This is a genomic window from Arthrobacter sp. JUb115, assembly GCF_004365035.1.
GTDB lineage: Bacteria > Actinomycetota > Actinomycetes > Actinomycetales > Micrococcaceae > Glutamicibacter.
Genome location: NZ_SOBS01000002.1, coordinates 212,453 through 231,238, shown reverse-complemented (window position 1 = coordinate 231,238; position 18,786 = coordinate 212,453). Strand labels below are relative to the sequence as shown.

The window sequence follows — 18,786 nt, the reverse complement described above, 5'->3', positions numbered from 1 at the left end:
TCATGACGACGACTAACGAATACCAGGCATCGACCGCTACAGGTCGCATCGCCAACTTCGTGGATTCCCGCGTCGGCGCTTCGGGCATGGTCAAGGAATTCGGTCGCAAGATCTTCCCGGACCACTGGTCGTTCATGTTCGGCGAAGTGGCAATGTACACCTTCGTACTGCTGCTGCTCTCGGGCACCTTCCTGACCTTCTTCTTCGATCCGTCGATGGCTCACGTCGTCTACGACGGCTCGTACGTACCGATGAAGGGTATCGGCATGTCGACGGCTATGGCCTCGACCATGGATATCTCCTTCGACGTGCGCGGCGGCCTGTTCATGCGACAGGTACACCACTGGTCGGCACTGCTGTTCGTCGCTTCCCTGTCCGTGCACATGCTGCGCGTATTCTTCACCGGCGCATTCCGTCGCCCACGTGAACTGAACTGGGTTGTCGGCGGCGTGCTGCTGATCATGGGTCTTGCTGCCGGCTTCACCGGCTACTCCCTGCCAGATGATCTGCTGTCCGGCAACGGCCTGCGCATTATCGATGGCGTCATGAAGGCACTGCCGATCGTCGGCACCTACCTGTCGATGTTCTTCTTCGGCGGCGAGTTCCCTGGCGATACCGTGATTCCGCGACTGTACTCGTTGCACATCATGATTGTTCCTGCGGTCATCATCTTGCTGATCGTTGTGCACCTGTTCATGGTCGTGACCCACAAGCACACCCAGTACCCTGGCCCAGGCCGCACCAACGACAACGTTGTTGGCTTCCCTGTTGGTCCGGTATACGCAGCCAAGGCCGGTGGATTCTTCTTCATCGTCTTCGGCATCGTGGCATTCATTGCTGGCCTGTTCCAGATCAACCCGGTATGGAACTACGGTCCATATGACCCATCCCCTGTTTCGGCTGGTACCCAGCCGGACTGGTACATCGGTTTCGTCGATGGCGCGCTGCGCTTGATGCCAGGTTACCTGGGCAACTTCAGCTTCGAATGGATCATTCCATTCCCATGGGGCGATAACACCCTGGTGATGTCGGTACTGCTGCCAGCACTGGTTCCTGCAGGCGCACTGTTCGCAGTGATGTTCGCATGGCCGTGGATCGAACGCTGGATCACCAAGGACAACCGTGAGCACCACCTGCTCGACCGTCCACGCAACGCTCCATTCCGAACCGCAGTGGGCGCTGCCGGCGTAGTCTTCTACTGCGTCATGTGGGCTGCTGCTTCCTCGGACTTGATCGCGACCCACTTCCACGTGTCGCTGAACGATGTCACCTACTGGCTGCGTACGCTGTTCTTCCTGGGCCCAATCTTCGCCTTCTGGTTGACTCGCCGTATCTGCCTGTCGCTGCAGCGCAAGGATCGCGAGATCGTCCTGCACGGCCGTGAAGCTGGCATCATCCAGATGTCGCCTGAGGGCGGCTTCTCGGAGAAGCACGAGGAAGTCGACGTCTACAAGCGTTACCTGCTGACCAACTACGTTGATCGCAAGTACATCCCGGCTCAGCCTGACGCAGCAGGACACGTCTCCGGTTCGGAGAAGCGTCGTGCAGCAATCTCGAAGTTCTTCTTCGAAGATCGCGTCGCCCCGGTAACCCCATCGGAGCTGGAAGCTGCTCATGCAGCCCACGGCCACCATGAGGTTGAGGGTGACACGCAGGACTCGATCGCCAAGTAATAGCGACCTGAGTTAGTCACAAAAGGAGGGACACACCGCAAGGTGTGTCCCTCCTTTCGTTAACCCGGCTTTCCCAGGGGGCCCAGTGAGCCTAGCGCCGGTGAGCGCTCCGAAGACGCATGGTGGACGCCCATCGAAATTCCAGTGGCTGAGAACGCCATCTGGCACTGCCGGGTGCTCAGGGTGGAAAGTCCGTTCCTGCTCCCCTAGCCGCGTATCGAGCTGCGCTCCCCAGTGCGGAGAAGAATTGGCCATCCTGTTTGGCACTTCAGTCAGAAATGCCGTTCGGGGCTGTATGCTACTGCCGGCCTGCAGTGCAGCCATTCTGGATTGGCTGGAATCGAATGCTGCACGCCAATGCCAGTTGCGACTGGCGCAGCTGCCCGGTGTCGTCCCGGGCCGAACCGGAGCGGAGAGCTGCTCAGTGCATTCGTCTTTCCAGCGAAGGCCCTCCAGACTGGGGACGAGCTCAGTTCCGCAATCACGTTCGCCAAGACTTCGAATGCAGCAGTTCAGACTCCCGTTTTGGCGCTCGGCATGGCCGAGCCGATATCCAGAGCGCTCTTCCAAAGGCTGCTCCCCTGCCAGAAAGAATGCCCGGCAGGCACCATGACCTCCAGTCCTGCTTCAGAATCGTTTGAATTGGATGACGGAATAACTCTGGACGCATCGACCGGATGGCAGAATCACGCTGCAAACAAGACTGTGTGATCTAGGGATATATTGGATCTTCGCTACGGCCTATCGCACCAGTGTGGCTGGTTTCCCACTGGACAGGGCGGCTGGAGTGTCCACTTTTCAACTTCCGTCGACATTCCATGTCCTGCTGCCTTGAAGCGGCTTTGAGCTTGCGCCGCGATCTTCTTCCGTGTGCGGGAGACCTGCTAGTTCCTGCTATAGCTCCATACCGGCGGACCAGGCTGCGGGAGTGCTTATTCAGTAGTTGATGCCCGGAACCATTTTGAACGGCAGATATGGCATCCTTGGGCATGGTTGACGGGTTTGCCTGGTACTTGCCCGTTGAAATCGAAGCAGCCGGCCGCCTGGCCAGGCCAGGCCTAGAAAGTATCGGTGTAGCGAGGCGTGCGTGTGCCCACTCGCTGCAACGGCACGAAGAGCTTGTAGCGGTCTGAGCGGTAGAGCGAGACCGAGTAGTCGGCTAGCCGATCGCCGATGTAGGCATACCGGGTGATCTGCAGGAGCGGGAAGCCTGGTTCTACGCCCAGGAGTACGGCTTGCCGCTTGCTCGCCGCAGTGCTTTCCACCTGGTCCTCACCCCATTCGAGCAAGATGCCATAGCGCTCGTGCAATGCCTGATAGAGCTTTGACGGCGGATCGCCATCCACAAAGCCAGGCACGAGATCGGCAGGCATATAGTTCTCGTCCAGGCTCATGGGGGTGCCATCGGCCAGCAGCAGGCGCTTGAACTGGACTACGGCAGTACCCTCCTCCACCATCAGCTGCGAAGCCAAGGTGGCGCTGGCTTTGATCTCCGCGAATTCGAGTACATGGGCATCGGGAACCATGCCGCGGCGCATCATATCTTCGGAGTAGGAATGCAGGCGGACACGAAGGTCCAATTTTTCGGGCACGACGAATGTGCCGATTCCCACCACGCGTTTGAGCACTTGTTCATCCACCAAGGCATCGATGGCTTGGCGGATGGTCTTGCGGGCCACGCCGAAGTGCTCTGCCAGCACGCGTTCGGGCGGAAGCTTGTAGCCGGGTTTGCAGGCCTCGCGCGCATGGGTCTTGAGAATCTCTCGGATTTGCCGGTACTTACTTTGCCGGCTGGCCGGATCAAGGTGCGCCTGGACATGTGGCTGCGGTGCGTGGCGCATGCTGCTTCTCCTTGATCCAAATAGCCTGACGGCCTATCGCCATCGAGGAACCCCTATTAAAAGACTAACGGGACGACAAGCAAAATTGCTTGTCGTCCCGTCAGGGTTACTGCCTAGTGAGCGTGATCGCCACGGCTGTATTCGTAAACCCAGCCGGTCACGCCAACGACGGCCAAACCGGCGCCGATGAAGAAGACCCACCAGCCCACAGCGAGGCCAAGGAAGCCAATCGCTGCAGCCGAAGCCAGGACCAGTGGCCACCAGCTCCATGGGGAGAACATTCCGATATCGCCGGCGTTCTCGTGGATTTCGCCATCCACGCGGTCCTCGGGCCTGTTGCCAACGCGCTTAGCGGTGAATAGCAAGTAGCCACCTACCATCGCGGACAATGCGACCAGCATCAGCAATGCCAGGAATCCGACCCATTCGCTCCAGTTGGTCATGTAACCGTAGACAATCGCTACTGGGGTGAAGAAGAAGACGCCACCCAGGAAAATCCAGGATTCAACTTTCATCGTTACACGTCCTTCTGGTCAGCCGAGCCGAAGATCTTCGCAACCGGAGTTTCGGGGGTTACCCGTCCACTCAGTTCCGGGTGGTGCAGATCCAGTGCCGGACGCTCGGAACGGATGCGAGGGATCGAGTGGAAGTTGTGGCGTGGTGGAGGGCAAGAAGTTGCCCATTCCAGCGATGCGCCGAAGCCCCATGGATCATCTACTTCGACCTTCTTGGCGTTTCGGTGGGTTACCCACACGTTCCAGAAGAATGGAATCATCGACGCACCCAGAATGAATGCGAAGACGGTCGAAACCTGGTTCATGGTGGTGAAGCCATCTTCAGGCATGTAGTCGGCGTAGCGACGTGGCATGCCCATAACGCCCAGCCAGTGCTGGATCAGGAAGGTGCCGTGGAAGCCGATGAACAGCAACCAGAAGTGGATCTTGCCAAGACGCTCGTTGAGCATCTTGCCGGTCCACTTCGGCCACCAGAAGTAGAAGCCAGCGAACATCGCGAACACAACGGTACCGAAGACTACGTAGTGGAAGTGAGCCACAACGAAGTAGGTATCCGATACGTGGAAGTCCAGCGACGGAGCCGACAGGATAATACCGGTCAGACCGCCGAACAGGAAGGTGATCATGAAGCCCATGCTCCAGAGCATTGGGGTTTCGAAGGTGATCGAGCCGCGCCACAGGGTTCCGATCCAGTTGAAGAACTTCACACCGGTTGGAACTGCGATCAGCATGGTCATGAAGCCGAAGAACGGCAGCATTACCGAGCCAGTGACGTACATGTGGTGTGCCCACACGGAAACCGACAGTGCAGCAATCGAGATGGTCGCGAAGACCAGGCCCTTGTAGCCGAAGATCGGCTTGCGGGAGAACACTGGGAAGATCTCGGAGACGATGCCGAAGAACGGCAAAGCAATGATGTAGACCTCAGGGTGCCCGAAGAACCAAAACAGGTGCTGCCATAGTACGGCACCGCCATTCTCTGGGTCGAAGATGTGGGCACCGAAGCGGCGGTCTGCACCCAGTGCGAACAGCGCAGCTGCCAGTGGCGGGAAAGCCATCAGGACCAGCAACGAGGTGATCAAGGTGTTCCACGAGAAGATCGACATGCGCCACATGGTCATGCCAGGTGCACGCAGGCAGATGATCGTGGTGATGAAGTTGACGGCGCCAAGGATGGTACCGAAGCCCGACAGTGCAAGGCCGAAGACCCAGAGGTCTCCGCCGATTCCTGGCGAGAAGGTGGTGTTCGACAGCGGAGCGTAAGCGAACCAACCGAAGCTAGCTGCACCCTGGGGGGTGAGGTAGCCGGCCAGAGCGATCAGCGAGCCCAGCGAGAAGAACCAGAAAGCCAATGCATTCAGACGTGGGAAGGCCACATCCGGGGAACCGATCTGCAGGGGCATCATGACGTTGGCGAAACCTGCGAACAGCGGGGTTGCGAACATCAAGAGCATGACAGTGCCGTGCATGGTGAACAGCTGGTTGTACTGTTCCTTGGTCTGCAGGATCTGCATGCCTGGTTCGAACAGCTCTGCACGAATCAGCAGCGCCATAACGCCACCGACACAGAACAGGATGAACGAGCTGATCAGGTACATGTACCCGATCTTCTTGTGGTCGGTCGAAGTAATGTAGTCGACGAACAGACGACCCTTGGACTTCGGCACTACGGCTGGAGCAATCGACTTCACGTCGTCAGTTGCATATTCAAACGTTGTCATGATTACTCTCCTTCCCCGTGCTCTACTACGACGCCGTTAACAACATCTGGCTTACGGTCGTACTCTTCACCAATGTGTCCATCTTCCATCTTTGCCAGCTGAGCCTTGAACTCGGACTCATTGACAACCTCGACGTTGAAGAGCATCTCGGAGTGGTACTCGCCGCAAAGCTCGGCGCACTTTCCGTCGTAGCTGCCTTCAACCTGTGGAGTCAGGTAGATGTAGTTGGTCTTGCCTGGGATCATGTCCAGCTTCTGCAAGAAGGCTGGTACCCAGAAGGAGTGGATGACATCGCGGCTATTCAGCTCAAGGGTTACCGACTTGCCCGCTGGCAGGTACAAGGTTGGCAGTTCTTCGCGAACGCCTTCCGAGCCATCGGTGTTCAGGTGAGCCTGTTCGCCGGCGTAATACTTCTCGGTGCCCTGGTAGCTGTAGTTGAAGTCCCACGACCATTGCTTGGCTCGGACGTCGACTACGACCTCAGAATCAACAGGGGCGTTGATCTGCTTTTCCAGGGTGTTGTTGAAGCTAAAGAAGACTAGAACAAGGACCAAAGGAATGGCCGTGTAGAAGATCTCCAATGGCAGGTTGTAGCTCAGCTGACGCGGGTAACCCGTATCGTTCTTGCGGCGGCGGTAGGCGATGACGCACCAGAGCATCAATCCCCAGGTCAATACGCCGACGACAATAACAGCGATCCACGAGTTAACCCAGAAATCCTGGATTGCCCCGGTGTGGTTGGTGGTGTCGCGCTCCACGTTTGGGAGCCAACCGCGTTTTGCCTCCGCTGTACATCCCGTCAACAGCAATGCGCCAGTGCCGACTAAAGCCAGTACTTTGGCTTTAGCGGACCCGCGACTGCCGGTTCGGTCTTGCGAACTCACAGACGGCCCTTCCTCTTTGTTGGTGCAGAATGTGGTCTTCATAAGTCACCTCGTGGTTTAAACGAGTTGCACGGTGAGGTGGCTCACGAAGGGAAACATAGTTTTACTACTTAATGTAGAGCTTACCCTCTTTGGGGTCAGAATGCCGAAAAACGCCGCTGTGCTAACGAGAAATTTCTTCAACGTTTGAACAGCGGCGTTTGTTCCCTACGGCCTAGTGGAAGGAATCTCCACAGGCGCAGGAACCCGATGCGGCCGGGTTGTCGATGGTGAAGCCCTGCTTCGAGATGGTGTCCTCGAAATCAATGGACGCGCCAGCGAGGTACGGGACGCTCATCTTGTCAACGATGACCTCAACGCCATCGAAGTTGCGTACCGCGTCGCCGTCGAGCATGCGCTCATCGAAGTAAAGCTGGTAGATAAGGCCCGAGCAGCCACCTGGCTGCACGGCGATGCGGAGACGAAGATCATCCCGGCCTTCCTGTTCCAGAAGCGAGCGAACCTTGTCCGCCGCCACGTCGGAAATCTCTACCTCATGGGTTGGCACCTCAGTTGGATCGCCCTTGGTCTGGTCAACAGATGCAGTCATGATTTTCCTCCCATACTGCTCGATGCGGCACCAAGCTCCAGATTTGTTACTGGAACCGGCACCTCTGTTCTTGCTTCTATCCTACGTCGCTACGCTGAAGAATTCTTCCCCTGCGTCTCTCCGTATGACACGGTTCATAGTCCCTTGGCGTTGATCCTCGCCAGCATGAGGGCTTCAGCCTCAATTGCGTGCTGGAAGTCGCCTAGATGCAGCGACTCGTTGGCCGAGTGCGCACGCGAATCGGGATCCTCGACACCGGTCACCAGGATCTGCGCCTTCGGGAAAACTTCCAGCAAATCTGCGATGAATGGAATTGATCCACCCAGGCCCATATTTACTGGTACAACGCCCCAAGCTTGTTCAAGCGCCCAGCGCGCAGTGTCATTTGCCGAAGCGTCCAGGTTCGCCTTGTAGGCGTTGCCTGCTTCGGTGGCGACAAATTCAACCTCGGCACCGCGAAGGTCAACGCTTTTGACGTGTGCCTCAAGGGCCTTGAGCGCATCTGCAGGATTCTGCCCTGGGGCCAGGCGCATCGATACCTTGAAACGCGTTGCCGGCAGCAAGGTATTCGACGAGTGGTCGACACTCGGGATATCCATTCCAATCACGCTCAGTGCTGGTTTATTCCACAAGCGGTCGGTGATCTTGCCGGTGCCGGCAAGCTGGAAGGATTCCAGAACGCCGGAGTCCCTGCGGAATTCGGCTTCGTCGAAGTCGACTTCAGCGATGTCGTTGGCAACCAGGCCGGCAACGGCAACAGAACCGTCTTCGTTGTGGAAGCTGGAGATCAACTTGGCGGCGAGAATCGGGCCATCGAGAACTGGTCCGCCAAACATGCCCGAGTGAACTGCATGGTTCAACGAGCGAACGGTGATCTCCGCTGCGCACATGCCGCGCAGCGAGCTGGTCAGTGCTGGGGTTCCAACCGACCAGTTGGACGAGTCGGCAACTACGATCACATCTGCTGCCAACTTGTCCTGATGGGCTTCGAGGAAGTTGCGGAATGATGGGGATCCTGCTTCTTCCTCCCCCTCGAAGAAGTAGGTTACGCCGACGCCGAAATCGCCAATGAGGTCCAGCACGGCGCGCATCGCCGCGATGTGGACCATGATGCCGGCCTTGTCGTCAGCGGCACCGCGGCCGAACAGCCGGTCCCCTACCTTCGTGGCTTCGAATACCGGGGTGTTCCAGTCCGCCGCGTTGCCAGGAGGCTGGACGTCGTGGTGTGCGTACAGGAGCACGGTTGGCTTTCCGGGTGCCGCCTTGCGCTGGGCTACCACGGCAGGCGCGCCCATAGCGCCGTTCTGCGCAGGCTCGCGCAGGATTTCCACGGTCTCCATCCCGGCCGACTTGGCCAATTCGGCCACTGCCGCAGCCGATTTTTCCAGGTTCTGCGGGTCGAAGGATTCCCATGCGATGCTCGGGATCGCGACCAGGGAAGTGAGCTCTTCGAGGATCTTCTCGAAGTTCGTGTCGATGTGGCTTTTTAGCGCGGCAATATCGACGCCGCTTGCAACAGCGTCGAAGGTAGTATTTTCGGTCATGCCTTCAGCCTAGCAATTCCTCGCGTATCGAATGTCACGCCGCTAACTATTTCCGGCTAGAATAGAGGGGTGTTTGGACGTAAGAAGGATGAACCTGAATCCCCCGTAAATGTGGAGTCTGCCCAGCAGGCCCCGGAAACAACCGACGGCCGCAAGACTGGTCCAACGCCCAAGCGCAATGCGCAGCAGGCGAACCGTCAGCGCCCGTTGGTTCCTACCGATCGCAAGGCCGCTAAGGAAGCCCAGCGTCAACAGCGTGTTGAAGCGCAGAATCGTTTGCGCTTAGCCAACGAAACTGGCGATGAACGCTACCTGATGCCACGCGACAAGGGTGAGCAGAAGCGCTACACCCGTAACTTCATTGACTCTCGCTGGATGTTCGGCGAGTTCATGATGTTCATCATCCTGGCCTTCTTGGTTGTCTCGCTGGTGTTCCAGCGCAACCTGCAGATCCAGATGTTTGTGCAGGCAGCCCTCTGGGTTGTTATCGCACTGATCATCATCGAAGCAATTGTGACGACCATCCTCTTGAAGAAGCGCCTGGTCGCCAAGTTCGGCCACATGGAAAAGGGCGTACGCATGTACGCGGCAATGCGTGGAATGCAGTTCCGCAAATTGCGCCTGCCAAAGCCACAGGTCAAGCGCGGCGCAAATATCGACTAGTCGATACCGCTAGACCGCAAAGGGGCAAGCTCGCTGAGCTTGCCCCTTTCTAGTTATTTGCTTGGTTGAATAACAATGTTCAAAATTTGTGGAGCCAACTACAAGCTGATGCAAATTCTGCGATAGGAATATCGTTGCCGCGACGCATTTCTGCCAATCCTGTCCGTGCTCGCAGCATGCGGCCTTGTTGGCTCCGATACAAGGATTCATCCCGGTCGGCAACCGTTATTGCCACCTTCTCCCCTAGCGCGGCTGCCCTTGCCTAGTCTCCTGATCCAAGTTGCGTTCAAAGCTGTTGCAGGCAGGACGTACGCAGAAGATGGGCCCGGTTAACGCGGAATGGCTCCGATTCTTCGCGAATCGGAGCCATTCCGGAGCATTTGGGAAATTCCACTCCAAAGAACTAGAGCATGCGCTCCAGGTCCTTATTGATCGAACGTGCCCAGAACGGACCCTCGTAGAGGAATGCGGTGTAACCCTGTACCAGGTCCGCGCCGGCGTCCAGGCGTTCCTTCACATCCGCGGCATTTTCCACGCCGCCGACGGCGATCAGAGCCATCTCGGCCGGAACAAGTGCACGCAACTGGCGAAGAACTTCAAGCGATCGCTGCTTGAGCGGAGCGCCAGATAGCCCGCCGGCGCCAATCTCTTCAACCTTGGACGCATCGCTGGTCAAGTTCTCGCGACCGATGGTCGTATTGGTGGCAATAATGCCGTCGAGTTCAAGTTCCATGGCCAAGCGTGCAACGTCAGCGACATCCTCATCGCTAAGATCGGGAGCAATCTTGACCAGCAAGGGAATATGGCGGCCGGCAACCTTGTCAGCCAACTGGCCGACTTCCGAAAGCAGCGGACGAAGAGAGTCAACGCTCTGGAGCAGGCGCAGACCCGGGGTGTTGGGGCTCGAAACATTGACGACCAGGTAATCTGCGTGGATCGCCAGCTGGCGGGTGGACGCCAGGTAATCCCCTACCGCGTCTTCCAGCTCTACAACCTTGGTCTTGCCGATATTCACGCCGATGACCGGGCGGGTTCCAGCGTAACCAGTCTTGAGCTCTTGGCGAGAACTGGCGACACGGGCAGCGACAGTTTCGGCGCCTTCGTTGTTGAAGCCCATCCGGTTGACTACCGCGCGGTCCTCAACCAAGCGGAAGAGCCGCGGTTGCGGGTTGCCGGACTGGGCCTGTCCGGTGACGGTTCCGATTTCAACATGGCCGAAACCGATATCGCTCAACGCCAGGATTCCGGTGGCGCCCTTGTCGAAGCCAGCAGCCAATCCGAATGGGGACGGGAAGTCGATGCCCATAACGGTGCGCTTCAGCTTGGGTGCCGGAGCGAAGAACTTGCGAGCTGCCTTAGTGAGCCCTGCGCGTTGCGCAATCTTGATCGCGTTGAATGCAAAATGGTGAGCCTGTTCAGGATCCATCTTGGTGAACACGTGCTTGAAGACCAGTGGGTATATGCGCATGGAACCATTTTCCCGTGAAGAACCCGAAACAGACAACTTGAGATGGGTAGTATTCAAGATATGAAGCACTTCGTTGTTCCAGAAAGCAGCAGTTGGCCAGACTTTATGTCTTCAACTAGGCCGGGGCAATGGGTCGAAGATCCCCTCGGGCCTGATTTTGAGCACCAAACCTTGGATTTCGGCGTCGATGCGGAAGGACCGGCCGTCGCGACCTTGGTCCGCTATTGCCCGGCTGGATTCAGGAATCGGCTCGGACGACGAGCCCAGGGAATTGTTCTGAGCGTGCATGGCTGGAGCGATTATTTTTACAACCGCGAACTGGCAGCTTTCTGGCATCACCATGGATACCACTTCTACGCACTTGATCTACGCAGGCATGGACGCAGTCTGAGAGCCGAACATGCTTTGCCTGGTTATGTCGATGACTTGGCGGACTTCGATGAGGAGCTCAATGCGAGCTTGGAACTGCTGCGTAATGAGCATCCTCAATTACCGGTGGTTGCCCAAGGGCACTCGACGGGCGGCTTGATCCTCAGCTTGTGGCTTGCGCGCCAAGCGCCGGGCATTAAAGCTCTGGTCCTGAATGCTCCATGGCTTGAGTTTCAGGGAACGGCCTTCCTGCGCATTCCTTTTCACGGCCTAATGGAAGCGATCACTCGCACGAATCCGCGCAGGAAGCTCAACGGACCAGAATTCGATCATTACTGGCAATCGCTAAGTACTGATAGCCATGGCCAGTGGGACGTTCATCGGCTATGGCGACCACGGATCGCTTTTCCGAACACCGCGGGATGGCTGAAAACGATATTCGATGGCCATGCCCTAGTTGCGAAGGGGCTGAAACTTCAACAGCCGATCTTCGTCCTCACCTCGGATCGCACCCATATCGGCACGAGCTACTCCCCTGACATGCAGCACTGCGATTCGGTACTCGACGTTCAGCAAACGCGCCTGCGGGCGTTGAAACTAGGCAGTTTCGTTACTTTGTCCGAAATTCCGGGCGCAATGCACGATGTGTACACCTCCGCTGAGCCCGCCAGATCCGCAGCATATCGAGACCTAAGCCTCTGGTTGCGATTGGTGGGAACAGCGCTGAAAACGTCCTAGGCCTGTGGCTTGTCGATAGCTCCGCCGTAACGGCGATCGCGTTTGGCATATTCTTCTACGGCGGTAAAGAGCGTTCGCCGGTCGACATCCGGCCAAAGCTGGTCGAGGAAGACCATCTCTGCGTATGCCGACTGCCACAGCAGGAAGTTGCTTGTGCGTTGCTCGCCACTGGTTCGGAGGAAAAGATCCACATCAGGCAGTTCCGGAGCATGCAGGTATTTGGCGATAGTCTTTTCGCCAACCGAGCTAGCGCGAAGCCTGCCGGCTGCAACATCCTGGGCAATCGCGCTGACAGCGTCGCCTAGTTCTGCGCGCCCGCCGTAGTTCACGCACATGGTCAGCTGGCAACCCAAGTTGTCTTTGGTGAGTTCTTCGGCTTCCTTGAGTTCATTGATAACCGATTTCCAGAGCTTGGGTTCTCGACCCGACCAGCGTATGCGGACGCCCCATGAGTTCAACGTATCGCGTTGGCGGCGCAGAACATCACGTGAGAAGCCCATCAGGAAGCGCACTTCCTCAGGGCTGCGCTTCCAGTTCTCGGTTGAGAACGCGTAGACAGAGACGTACTTGACGCCCAGCTCCACGGCTCCGGCCACCACATCAAGCAAAGCTGCTTCGCCTGCACGGTGCCCCTCGGTACGAGGCAATCCCCGCTGGTTCGCCCAACGTCCATTGCCATCCATGACGATAGCTACGTGTTCAGGGATGAGTTCCTGCGGAATGGCGGGCATCTGCGGATGATCCGGATGCGCATAAGGAGCAACTGGGCCTCGGCGGCCGGTGATCTTAGGAAGCTTCTTCAATTTCTCTCCACAAGACGTAGGGAATTCACGGCACGCTCAAGGTGCCACTGCAAGTAGTTGGCCACTATATCTGCAGCTTGCTTGCGCGCTCGAGGTCCTGCTTCTGCCACGGTGGACCAGTCCCCTTCCAGCAGCGCCTGCAGATATTCAATGGTGACGGGATGCGGCGATAACGATCCAGAGGGACGGCATTCGGGGCAGACGACGCCGCCAAGCTGGACGTGGAGCGCTTGATGCGGGCCAGGCTTGCCGCAGCGCACGCAGTCGGTAAAGGACGGCGCCCAACCAGCAACCGAGAGGGCCCGCAAGATGTAGGAGTCCAGCACGGCTCCGGAATCGACTCGCTGCTTGGATAACAAGGCGATCGCACCGTGGAAGAGCTGATATTGCTGGAGGGCCGAATCGCTTTCTGTTTCCAGCAGTTTTTCAGCGATCTCCGACATGGCGTTGGCCACCGTGTAGCTCGGGTAATCCATGACCAGCAATTGGCCGTATGGATTTCGAAGCTGTGCCTGCGAGACGATATCGAGATTGCGGCCCATCACCAGAAGCGCGTCGACTTCCATGAACGGTTCCAGCGTGGCGCCCATCCGCGACGACGTCCGGCGTACGCCCTTAGCCACCGCACGGACAATCCCATTGGGTGTCAGCAGGGTGATGATGCGATCGGCTTCTCCCAGCTTGTGGGTACGCAAAACCAAACCACGGGTGTGGTAGCTCTTGGAAGCGAAACCTGATCTGGACACGGACAATATTCTCCCACTTCAACTCCCAAAGTTCTGAATCCAACGATTCCTATGGGTGTCGATTCGTCCCTGGGCGCGGTAGCTGCAGGAGCAACCCGGCATCTACCGGGCCCGAGGAAAAGGGGTTCAAGGTGTCTCTCGACTTGAATTGAGCGGGAACACCGACAGCGACGCAGTTATCAGGCAGGTCAGTAGCGACCACGGCATTCGCTCCTATATTGCACCGGCTACCTACTTGCACGCCACGCAATACCGTGGCACCGGATCCAATCATGCAGTCGCTGCCGATGACGGTTGTAGCTGGACCGGCAGACCCTGCTGCCGCGATAGTGGCCCCCTGGTAAATCAATGTTCTGGATCCAATTACCGTATTAGGCCCGATAACGACACCAGTGCCGTGATCGATGAGAACGGGACTGCCAATAACAGCAGAGGGATGGATGTCGATTTGCGTCAATGATCGGGCAATGAGCCTGATGATTTTCGACAGACCCCTGGTTGTCTTGCGCTGCCACAGCTGGTGAGTAACCCGATGCAGCCAGATCGCGTGCAAGCCCGTTGAAGTAGTTGCCGTGGCCAATAGTCCTTGTGCTGCCGGATCGCCCGCAATGACCGCGCGGATTTCATCCATGAAACGGGGCAAAGCTCTTCCCTTTCTTCGTCGGCGCTTGCTTGCCAGCCGCCCTGGCAGTATATGGAAGGCAAAACGCCACGGCCAGCGTGGTGAGGCTGGCCGTGGCGTTGAGCTGGCAACAAGGTGGTGCCGCAGACCTACTTGCTGTCGCGGATCGCGCGGTTGACGGCCGAAACTACGGCCTTCAGTGCTGCAATGTTGGTATTGGTGTCCAGGCCAATGCCCCACAGGATGCGATCGCCCACGGCGCATTCGACGAATGCGGCTGCGCGGGCGTTGCCGCCTTCGCTCATGGCGTGCTCGGAGTAGTCCAGCACGCGCAGATCCACGCCATCATCGTTGAGCAGCTTGACCAGCGCGGAGACCGGACCGTTGCCCTGGGCGCTGCGCTCATGGGCCACGCCGTCGATGATCAGCTTGGTATCCAAGCGGAAGCTTCCGTCCTCCGCCGAAGCCGCGGTCGCTGAAGCGATCTGGTAGTAGCCCCAGGGGCTCATGCCCGAATCTTCGCTGACCGGCAGGTACTCATCCTGGAAGACGTCCCAGATGCGCTGCGAGGAGATCTCGCCGCCTTCGGTATCGGTCTTGCGCTGGATGACGCCGGAGAACTCGATCTGCGCGCGGCGCGGCAGGTCCAAGTTGTAGTCGTTCTTCAGCAGGTAAGCAACGCCGCCCTTGCCGGACTGCGAGTTCACGCGGATCACGGCCTCGTAGGAACGGCCGATGTCCTTCGGGTCGATCGGCAGGTAAGGAACAGCCCAGACCAGGTCGTTGATGTCCTTGCCTTCAGCCGAAGCCTTGGCCTCCATCGCTTCCAGGCCCTTCTTGATCGCGTCCTGGTGCGAACCGGAGAACGCGGTGAAGACCAGATCTCCGCCGTACGGGCTGCGTTCTGCCACTGGCAGCTGGTTGCAGTACTCGACGGTGCGGCGGATATGGTCCATGTCCGAGAAATCGATCTGCGGGTCGATGCCCTGGCCGAACATGTTCATGCCCAAGGTCACCAGGTCGACGTTGCCGGTGCGTTCGCCGTTGCCGAACAGGCAGCCTTCGATGCGGTCGGCGCCGGCCAGGTAACCCAGTTCGGCCGCGGCCACTCCGGTGCCGCGGTCGTTGTGCGGGTGCAGCGAGAGGATGATCGAGTCGCGGTTGGCCAGGTTGCGGTGCATCCACTCGATGGAGTCGGCGTACACGTTCGGGGTAGCCATTTCCACCGTGGCCGGCAGGTTCAGGATCATCTTGTTCTCTGGAGTCGCTTCCAGCACCTCGGCCACGGCCTCGGAAATGCGCTTGGCGAAGGCCAGCTCGGTCCCGGTGTAGGACTCTGGCGAGTACTCGTAGGTGATCTTGGTGCCGGTCAGCTGCTCTTCGTACTTCTTGCACAACCGGGCGCCCTGGACGGCGATGTCCACGATGCCGTCTTCGTCCTGGCGGAAGACGACTTCGCGCTGCAGGATCGAGGTGGAGTTGTACAGGTGGACAATGGCCTGCTTGGCGCCTTCCAGCGCTTCGTAGGTGCGCTCGATCAGGTGCTCGCGGGACTGGGTGAGCACCTGGATGGTCACGTCATCGGGAATGCCGCGCTCGATCAGCTGGCGGACAAAGTCGAAGTCGGTCTGCGAAGCCGACGGGAAGCCGACCTCGATTTCCTTGAAGCCCATTTCGACCAGCAGGTCGAACATCTTGTGCTTGCGCTCCGGGCTCATCGGATCGATCAGCGCCTGGTTGCCATCTCGCAGGTCGACAGCGCACCAGCGCGGGGCCTTGGTGATGTACTTGTCGGGCCAGGTGCGATCGGGCAGATTGACCTCGATCTGGTCCTGGAATGGAACATACTTGTGGATTGGCATGTTCGAAGATTTCTGCATGTTCTGCATTTCTGTGGGTCCCCTAGACAAAATTAGTGCTTAGTTTGTGGGGCCAGACAAGAGCTACTCCGCGACGAGGGGTCGGCCTGTAGACCACTAGCGGTCCTTTGGATCCTCGCAGCGGCTAAGTAGTAGTAGAAGCTCGAAATGCACGAAATGAGCATAGCACCGCGCTTTGGAGGCAAGTGAAACTTATGTCACTTGCGTGTCACATAGTGGACGTCCGCCTTGCGCAAGGCGGCGGACAGGATGCCCAAACAGGCGAACAATGGGGCTCATGGAGCTAAGCGCCAGGGAGGTCCATGGATGGAGACGATCAGCATCGGCGCTGGAATCCATGGGCTGCGTACTGGCGTTTCTCCCGCGGAAAGGCTGGCCCGGGAGATCCAGAGTGCGGGCCAAGCAGCCGGTTAACCAGCTCGTCCCCCAAAACCGGTCTGGTTTTGAGGGACGAGCAGCGCATTTTCCAGCGCTGGAGTGCGCAGCCTAGAAGCCGAGACGTCCAAGCTGCTTCGGGTCGCGCTGCCAATCCTTGGCAACCTTCACATGCAGGTCCAGGTAGACCTTGGTGCCCAGCAGCTTCTCGATGCCCTGGCGGGCATTGGTGCCGACCTCTCGCAGGCGCGAACCGCCACGGCCAATGATGATGGCCTTCTGGCTGGAGCGCTCAACGAAGAGCGAGACGTGGATGTCGATCAGCGGATTGCTTTCGCTGCGTCCTTCGCGGGGAACCATCTCTTCGACGACGACGGCCAGCGAGTGCGGCAGTTCGTCGCGCACGCCTTCAAGGGCGGCTTCGCGGATCAGCTCGGAAACCATCTTGGCTTCCGGCTCGTCGGTCAGCTCGCCGTCCGGGTACAGCGGCGGGCCCACTGGCAGGTGCTCTGCCAGCACGTTGGCCACCTCTTCGACCTGGAATTCCTTGACAGCCGAGACCGGAACGATTGCGGCGAAGCCGTTCTCGCCGAAGTTCTGGGTACCCATTTCGGCCACCGCAACCAGCTGCTGCGCGAGCTGTTCGCGGTCCACCAGGTCAGCCTTGGTGACCAGGGCGATGATCGGCTTGCGCTGCAGCTGAGCCAGCTGCGTGGCGATGTAGCGGTCGCCCGGGCCGATCTTCTCATTGGCCGGGATGCAGAAGCCGATCGCGTCCACCTCGGAGAGGGTGTCGGCGACCAGGTCATTCAGGCGCTGGCCGAGCAAGGTGCGCGGACGGTGCAGGCCCGGGGTATCGACCAGGATCAACTGCGCATCCTCGCGGTGCACGATACCGCGGATAGTGTGGCGGGTAGTCTGCGGCTTGGCCGAGGTGATGGCCACCTTCTGGCCCACCAGCGCATTGGTCAGGGTCGACTTGCCGGCATTCGGGCGGCCTACGAAAGAGGTGAAGCCGGAGCGGAAGCCCTCAGGCCATCCGCTGGATGCAAGCAGGTTGTGATTTTCACTCATGTGAGGAATCCTCGTCGTTCTCAATATGGTCGGATGCATCTGTTTCCAGACGCTCTACATGGATTTTGCCGATACGGTTGCGGCGGCCCGCGAGGGCTACCACGGTCAGGCGCAGGCCGTGCACTTCAGCGGTGGAACCGAGTACCGGCACCGATTCCAAGGCCTTGGAGAGCAGGCCGCCGACGGTGTCGACGTCCTCTTCCTCGATGTGCATGTCGAAGTGGTCGGCAATATCGTCAATGGATGCCGCCGCCACGGCGAAAATCGACCCGTCAGGGTTCTGGATCAATTCGGCCCTCGAACGATCATACTCGTCATCGATTTCGCCAACGATTTCCTCAAGCAGGTCTTCCAGGGTCACCAGGCCCGCGGTGCCGCCGTACTCGTCGATGACGATGGCCAGGTGGATGGATTCCTGCTGCAGTTCCTGCATCAGCTCTGCTGCCGACTTCGATTCGGGAACAAAGCGGACCTTTCGCGCCAATTCGGCCAGGGTCCGGGCCTGCTGCAGACCGTGGATCTCGCGGATCAGGTCCTTGAGGTAGATGATGCCCTGGATATCATCGGTGTCCTCGCCGATCAGCGGGATGCGGGAGAAGCCCGAGGCGATGAACAGGTCCATGGCGCTGTGGAAGGAATGATCCGCATCCAGCACCACCATGTCGGTGCGCGGCACCATCACCGAACGAACGCTGGTCTCCTCCAAGTCGATCACCGAGGAGATCAGTTCGGCCGATTCCTCATCCAGGTCCTCGCCTTCGGAGGCGCGATCCACCAGATCACGCAGTCGTTCCTTGCCCAGGTAGCCGTCGCCATCCACGCCGCCGGGGCTCAGCGCCTTGGCGATGGATGCCAACCACGTGGTGATGGGTCCGAGCACCAGGCGCAGGAAGCGGACCAGGGTGGCGGTGGACTGCACGACGTTCTGGGCGTTGGAACGCCCGTAGCGACGTGGCGACACGCTGACCAGGACGAATCCCAAGGCGGCCATCGCAATAGTGGAGATCATGCCGATCAGCCACACATTCTCGATCCACTGCGAAACGAGCAGGGCTACAGCGACAGCGGAAGCGGTCTCGAACCAGATCCGCCAGAACTTCACTGCCTGGGCGTGGGTTTCTGTTTCATCCAGAATTGCGGACAGCGATTTGGAATTGGACTCGGCGCGCAGGCGTTCAGCAGCGTGCCGGGATAATGCGTAGAAGGCTGAGTCTGCGGCAGTCAGCACGGCCGAGAAGGCCATGAAAACAAGGGCGAGAATCAGCAAAATTATTTCCACGG

Annotated in this window: 16 protein-coding genes; 3 read left to right on the top strand and 13 right to left on the bottom strand. The window is 58.7% G+C overall.

Annotation, left to right across the window (positions count from 1 at the left end):
- The first annotated feature begins 2 nt into the window (after positions 1–2).
- Entirely contained in the window at positions 3–1,673 is a 1,671-nt protein-coding gene (qcrB, locus tag EDF61_RS04230; RefSeq protein ID WP_133833363.1) for a cytochrome bc1 complex cytochrome b subunit, read from the top strand.
- A gap of 1,058 nt (positions 1,674–2,731) precedes the next feature.
- On the opposite strand, the gene EDF61_RS04225 is transcribed toward qcrB, so the two are convergent.
- From EDF61_RS04225 to EDF61_RS04200, 6 genes are all read right to left on the bottom strand, one after another.
- Positions 2,732–3,514, bottom strand: coding sequence for a GntR family transcriptional regulator (locus EDF61_RS04225; RefSeq protein WP_133833362.1), 783 nt, complete (start codon positions 3,512–3,514; stop codon positions 2,732–2,734).
- Between the two features lie 113 nt (positions 3,515–3,627).
- A complete protein-coding gene (locus EDF61_RS04220; protein ID WP_105658347.1) occupies positions 3,628–4,029 on the bottom strand; it encodes a cytochrome c oxidase subunit 4 in 402 nt (133 codons plus the stop codon).
- A gap of 2 nt (positions 4,030–4,031) precedes the next feature.
- Positions 4,032–5,750: an aa3-type cytochrome oxidase subunit I gene (ctaD, locus tag EDF61_RS04215; RefSeq protein WP_105658346.1), complete on the bottom strand. Its 1,719-nt coding sequence runs from the start codon at positions 5,748–5,750 to the stop codon at positions 4,032–4,034.
- A 2-nt stretch (positions 5,751–5,752) separates the two neighbouring features.
- Positions 5,753–6,634, bottom strand: a complete 882-nt coding sequence (gene ctaC, locus EDF61_RS04210) for an aa3-type cytochrome oxidase subunit II (RefSeq protein ID WP_105658345.1) — start codon at positions 6,632–6,634, stop codon at positions 5,753–5,755.
- A 214-nt stretch (positions 6,635–6,848) separates the two neighbouring features.
- Positions 6,849–7,223 carry a HesB/IscA family protein gene (locus EDF61_RS04205; protein ID WP_105658344.1) on the bottom strand — a complete coding sequence of 125 codons (375 nt, stop codon included), beginning with the start codon at positions 7,221–7,223 and terminating at the stop codon, positions 6,849–6,851.
- A gap of 134 nt (positions 7,224–7,357) precedes the next feature.
- Entirely contained in the window at positions 7,358–8,767 is a 1,410-nt protein-coding gene (locus EDF61_RS04200) for a dipeptidase (RefSeq protein WP_105658343.1), read from the bottom strand.
- A gap of 69 nt (positions 8,768–8,836) precedes the next feature.
- Between EDF61_RS04200 and EDF61_RS04195 the strand changes: the two genes are divergently transcribed.
- Positions 8,837–9,430 (top strand): DUF3043 domain-containing protein, encoded by a 594-nt coding sequence (locus tag EDF61_RS04195; RefSeq protein ID WP_133833361.1) that lies wholly within the window; start codon positions 8,837–8,839, stop codon positions 9,428–9,430.
- Between the two features lie 403 nt (positions 9,431–9,833).
- Here the strand turns inward: EDF61_RS04195 and EDF61_RS04190 are convergent, their stop codons facing one another.
- Complete coding sequence (locus EDF61_RS04190) at positions 9,834–10,898, bottom strand: quinone-dependent dihydroorotate dehydrogenase (protein ID WP_133833360.1); 1,065 nt, start codon at positions 10,896–10,898, stop codon at positions 9,834–9,836.
- A gap of 42 nt (positions 10,899–10,940) precedes the next feature.
- Between EDF61_RS04190 and EDF61_RS04185 the strand changes: the two genes are divergently transcribed.
- On the top strand, positions 10,941–12,005 hold the full coding sequence (locus tag EDF61_RS04185; RefSeq protein ID WP_133833359.1) for an alpha/beta hydrolase: 1,065 nt from the start codon (positions 10,941–10,943) through the stop codon (positions 12,003–12,005).
- Here the strand turns inward: EDF61_RS04185 and EDF61_RS04180 are convergent.
- From EDF61_RS04180 to EDF61_RS04155, 6 genes are all read right to left on the bottom strand, one after another.
- Positions 12,002–12,808 (bottom strand): isoprenyl transferase, encoded by an 807-nt coding sequence (locus tag EDF61_RS04180; protein WP_133833358.1) that lies wholly within the window; start codon positions 12,806–12,808, stop codon positions 12,002–12,004. The genes EDF61_RS04185 and EDF61_RS04180 overlap by 4 nt on opposite strands.
- Positions 12,805–13,554 (bottom strand): DNA repair protein RecO, encoded by a 750-nt coding sequence (gene recO, locus EDF61_RS04175; protein WP_105661281.1) that lies wholly within the window; start codon positions 13,552–13,554, stop codon positions 12,805–12,807. The genes EDF61_RS04180 and recO overlap by 4 nt, the downstream gene beginning before the upstream one ends.
- 49 nt (positions 13,555–13,603) lie before the next feature.
- Positions 13,604–14,185 (bottom strand): serine O-acetyltransferase, encoded by a 582-nt coding sequence (locus tag EDF61_RS19160; RefSeq protein WP_166650692.1) that lies wholly within the window; start codon positions 14,183–14,185, stop codon positions 13,604–13,606.
- A 140-nt stretch (positions 14,186–14,325) separates the two neighbouring features.
- Positions 14,326–16,065 carry a 2-isopropylmalate synthase gene (gene leuA / locus EDF61_RS04165; RefSeq protein ID WP_105661283.1) on the bottom strand — a complete coding sequence of 580 codons (1,740 nt, stop codon included), beginning with the start codon at positions 16,063–16,065 and terminating at the stop codon, positions 14,326–14,328.
- 477 nt (positions 16,066–16,542) lie between these two features.
- Positions 16,543–17,505, bottom strand: a complete 963-nt coding sequence (gene era, locus EDF61_RS04160) for a GTPase Era (protein WP_105658337.1) — start codon at positions 17,503–17,505, stop codon at positions 16,543–16,545.
- A complete protein-coding gene (locus tag EDF61_RS04155; RefSeq protein WP_105658336.1) occupies positions 17,498–18,784 on the bottom strand; it encodes a hemolysin family protein in 1,287 nt (428 codons plus the stop codon). Before EDF61_RS04155 ends, era begins: the two co-directional genes overlap by 8 nt.
- Positions 18,785–18,786: the final 2 nt, after the last annotated feature.

Bases quoted from the DNA above. Each gene is read 5' to 3' on its own strand.
- qcrB (WP_133833363.1), top strand. From the start codon at position 3: ATGACGACGACTAACGAATACCAGGCATCGACCGCTACAGGTCGCATC.
- EDF61_RS04225 (WP_133833362.1), bottom strand. From the start codon at position 3,514: ATGCGCCACGCACCGCAGCCACATGTCCAGGCGCACCTTGATCCGGCC.
- EDF61_RS04220 (WP_105658347.1), bottom strand. From the start codon at position 4,029: ATGAAAGTTGAATCCTGGATTTTCCTGGGTGGCGTCTTCTTCTTCACC.
- ctaD (WP_105658346.1), bottom strand. From the start codon at position 5,750: ATGACAACGTTTGAATATGCAACTGACGACGTGAAGTCGATTGCTCCA.
- EDF61_RS04205 (WP_105658344.1), bottom strand. From the start codon at position 7,223: ATGACTGCATCTGTTGACCAGACCAAGGGCGATCCAACTGAGGTGCCA.
- EDF61_RS04200 (WP_105658343.1), bottom strand. From the start codon at position 8,767: ATGACCGAAAATACTACCTTCGACGCTGTTGCAAGCGGCGTCGATATT.
- EDF61_RS04190 (WP_133833360.1), bottom strand. From the start codon at position 10,898: ATGCGCATATACCCACTGGTCTTCAAGCACGTGTTCACCAAGATGGAT.
- EDF61_RS04185 (WP_133833359.1), top strand. From the start codon at position 10,941: ATGGGTAGTATTCAAGATATGAAGCACTTCGTTGTTCCAGAAAGCAGC.
- EDF61_RS19160 (WP_166650692.1), bottom strand. From the start codon at position 14,185: ATGGATGAAATCCGCGCGGTCATTGCGGGCGATCCGGCAGCACAAGGA.
- leuA (WP_105661283.1), bottom strand. From the start codon at position 16,065: ATGCAGAACATGCAGAAATCTTCGAACATGCCAATCCACAAGTATGTT.
- era (WP_105658337.1), bottom strand. From the start codon at position 17,505: ATGAGTGAAAATCACAACCTGCTTGCATCCAGCGGATGGCCTGAGGGC.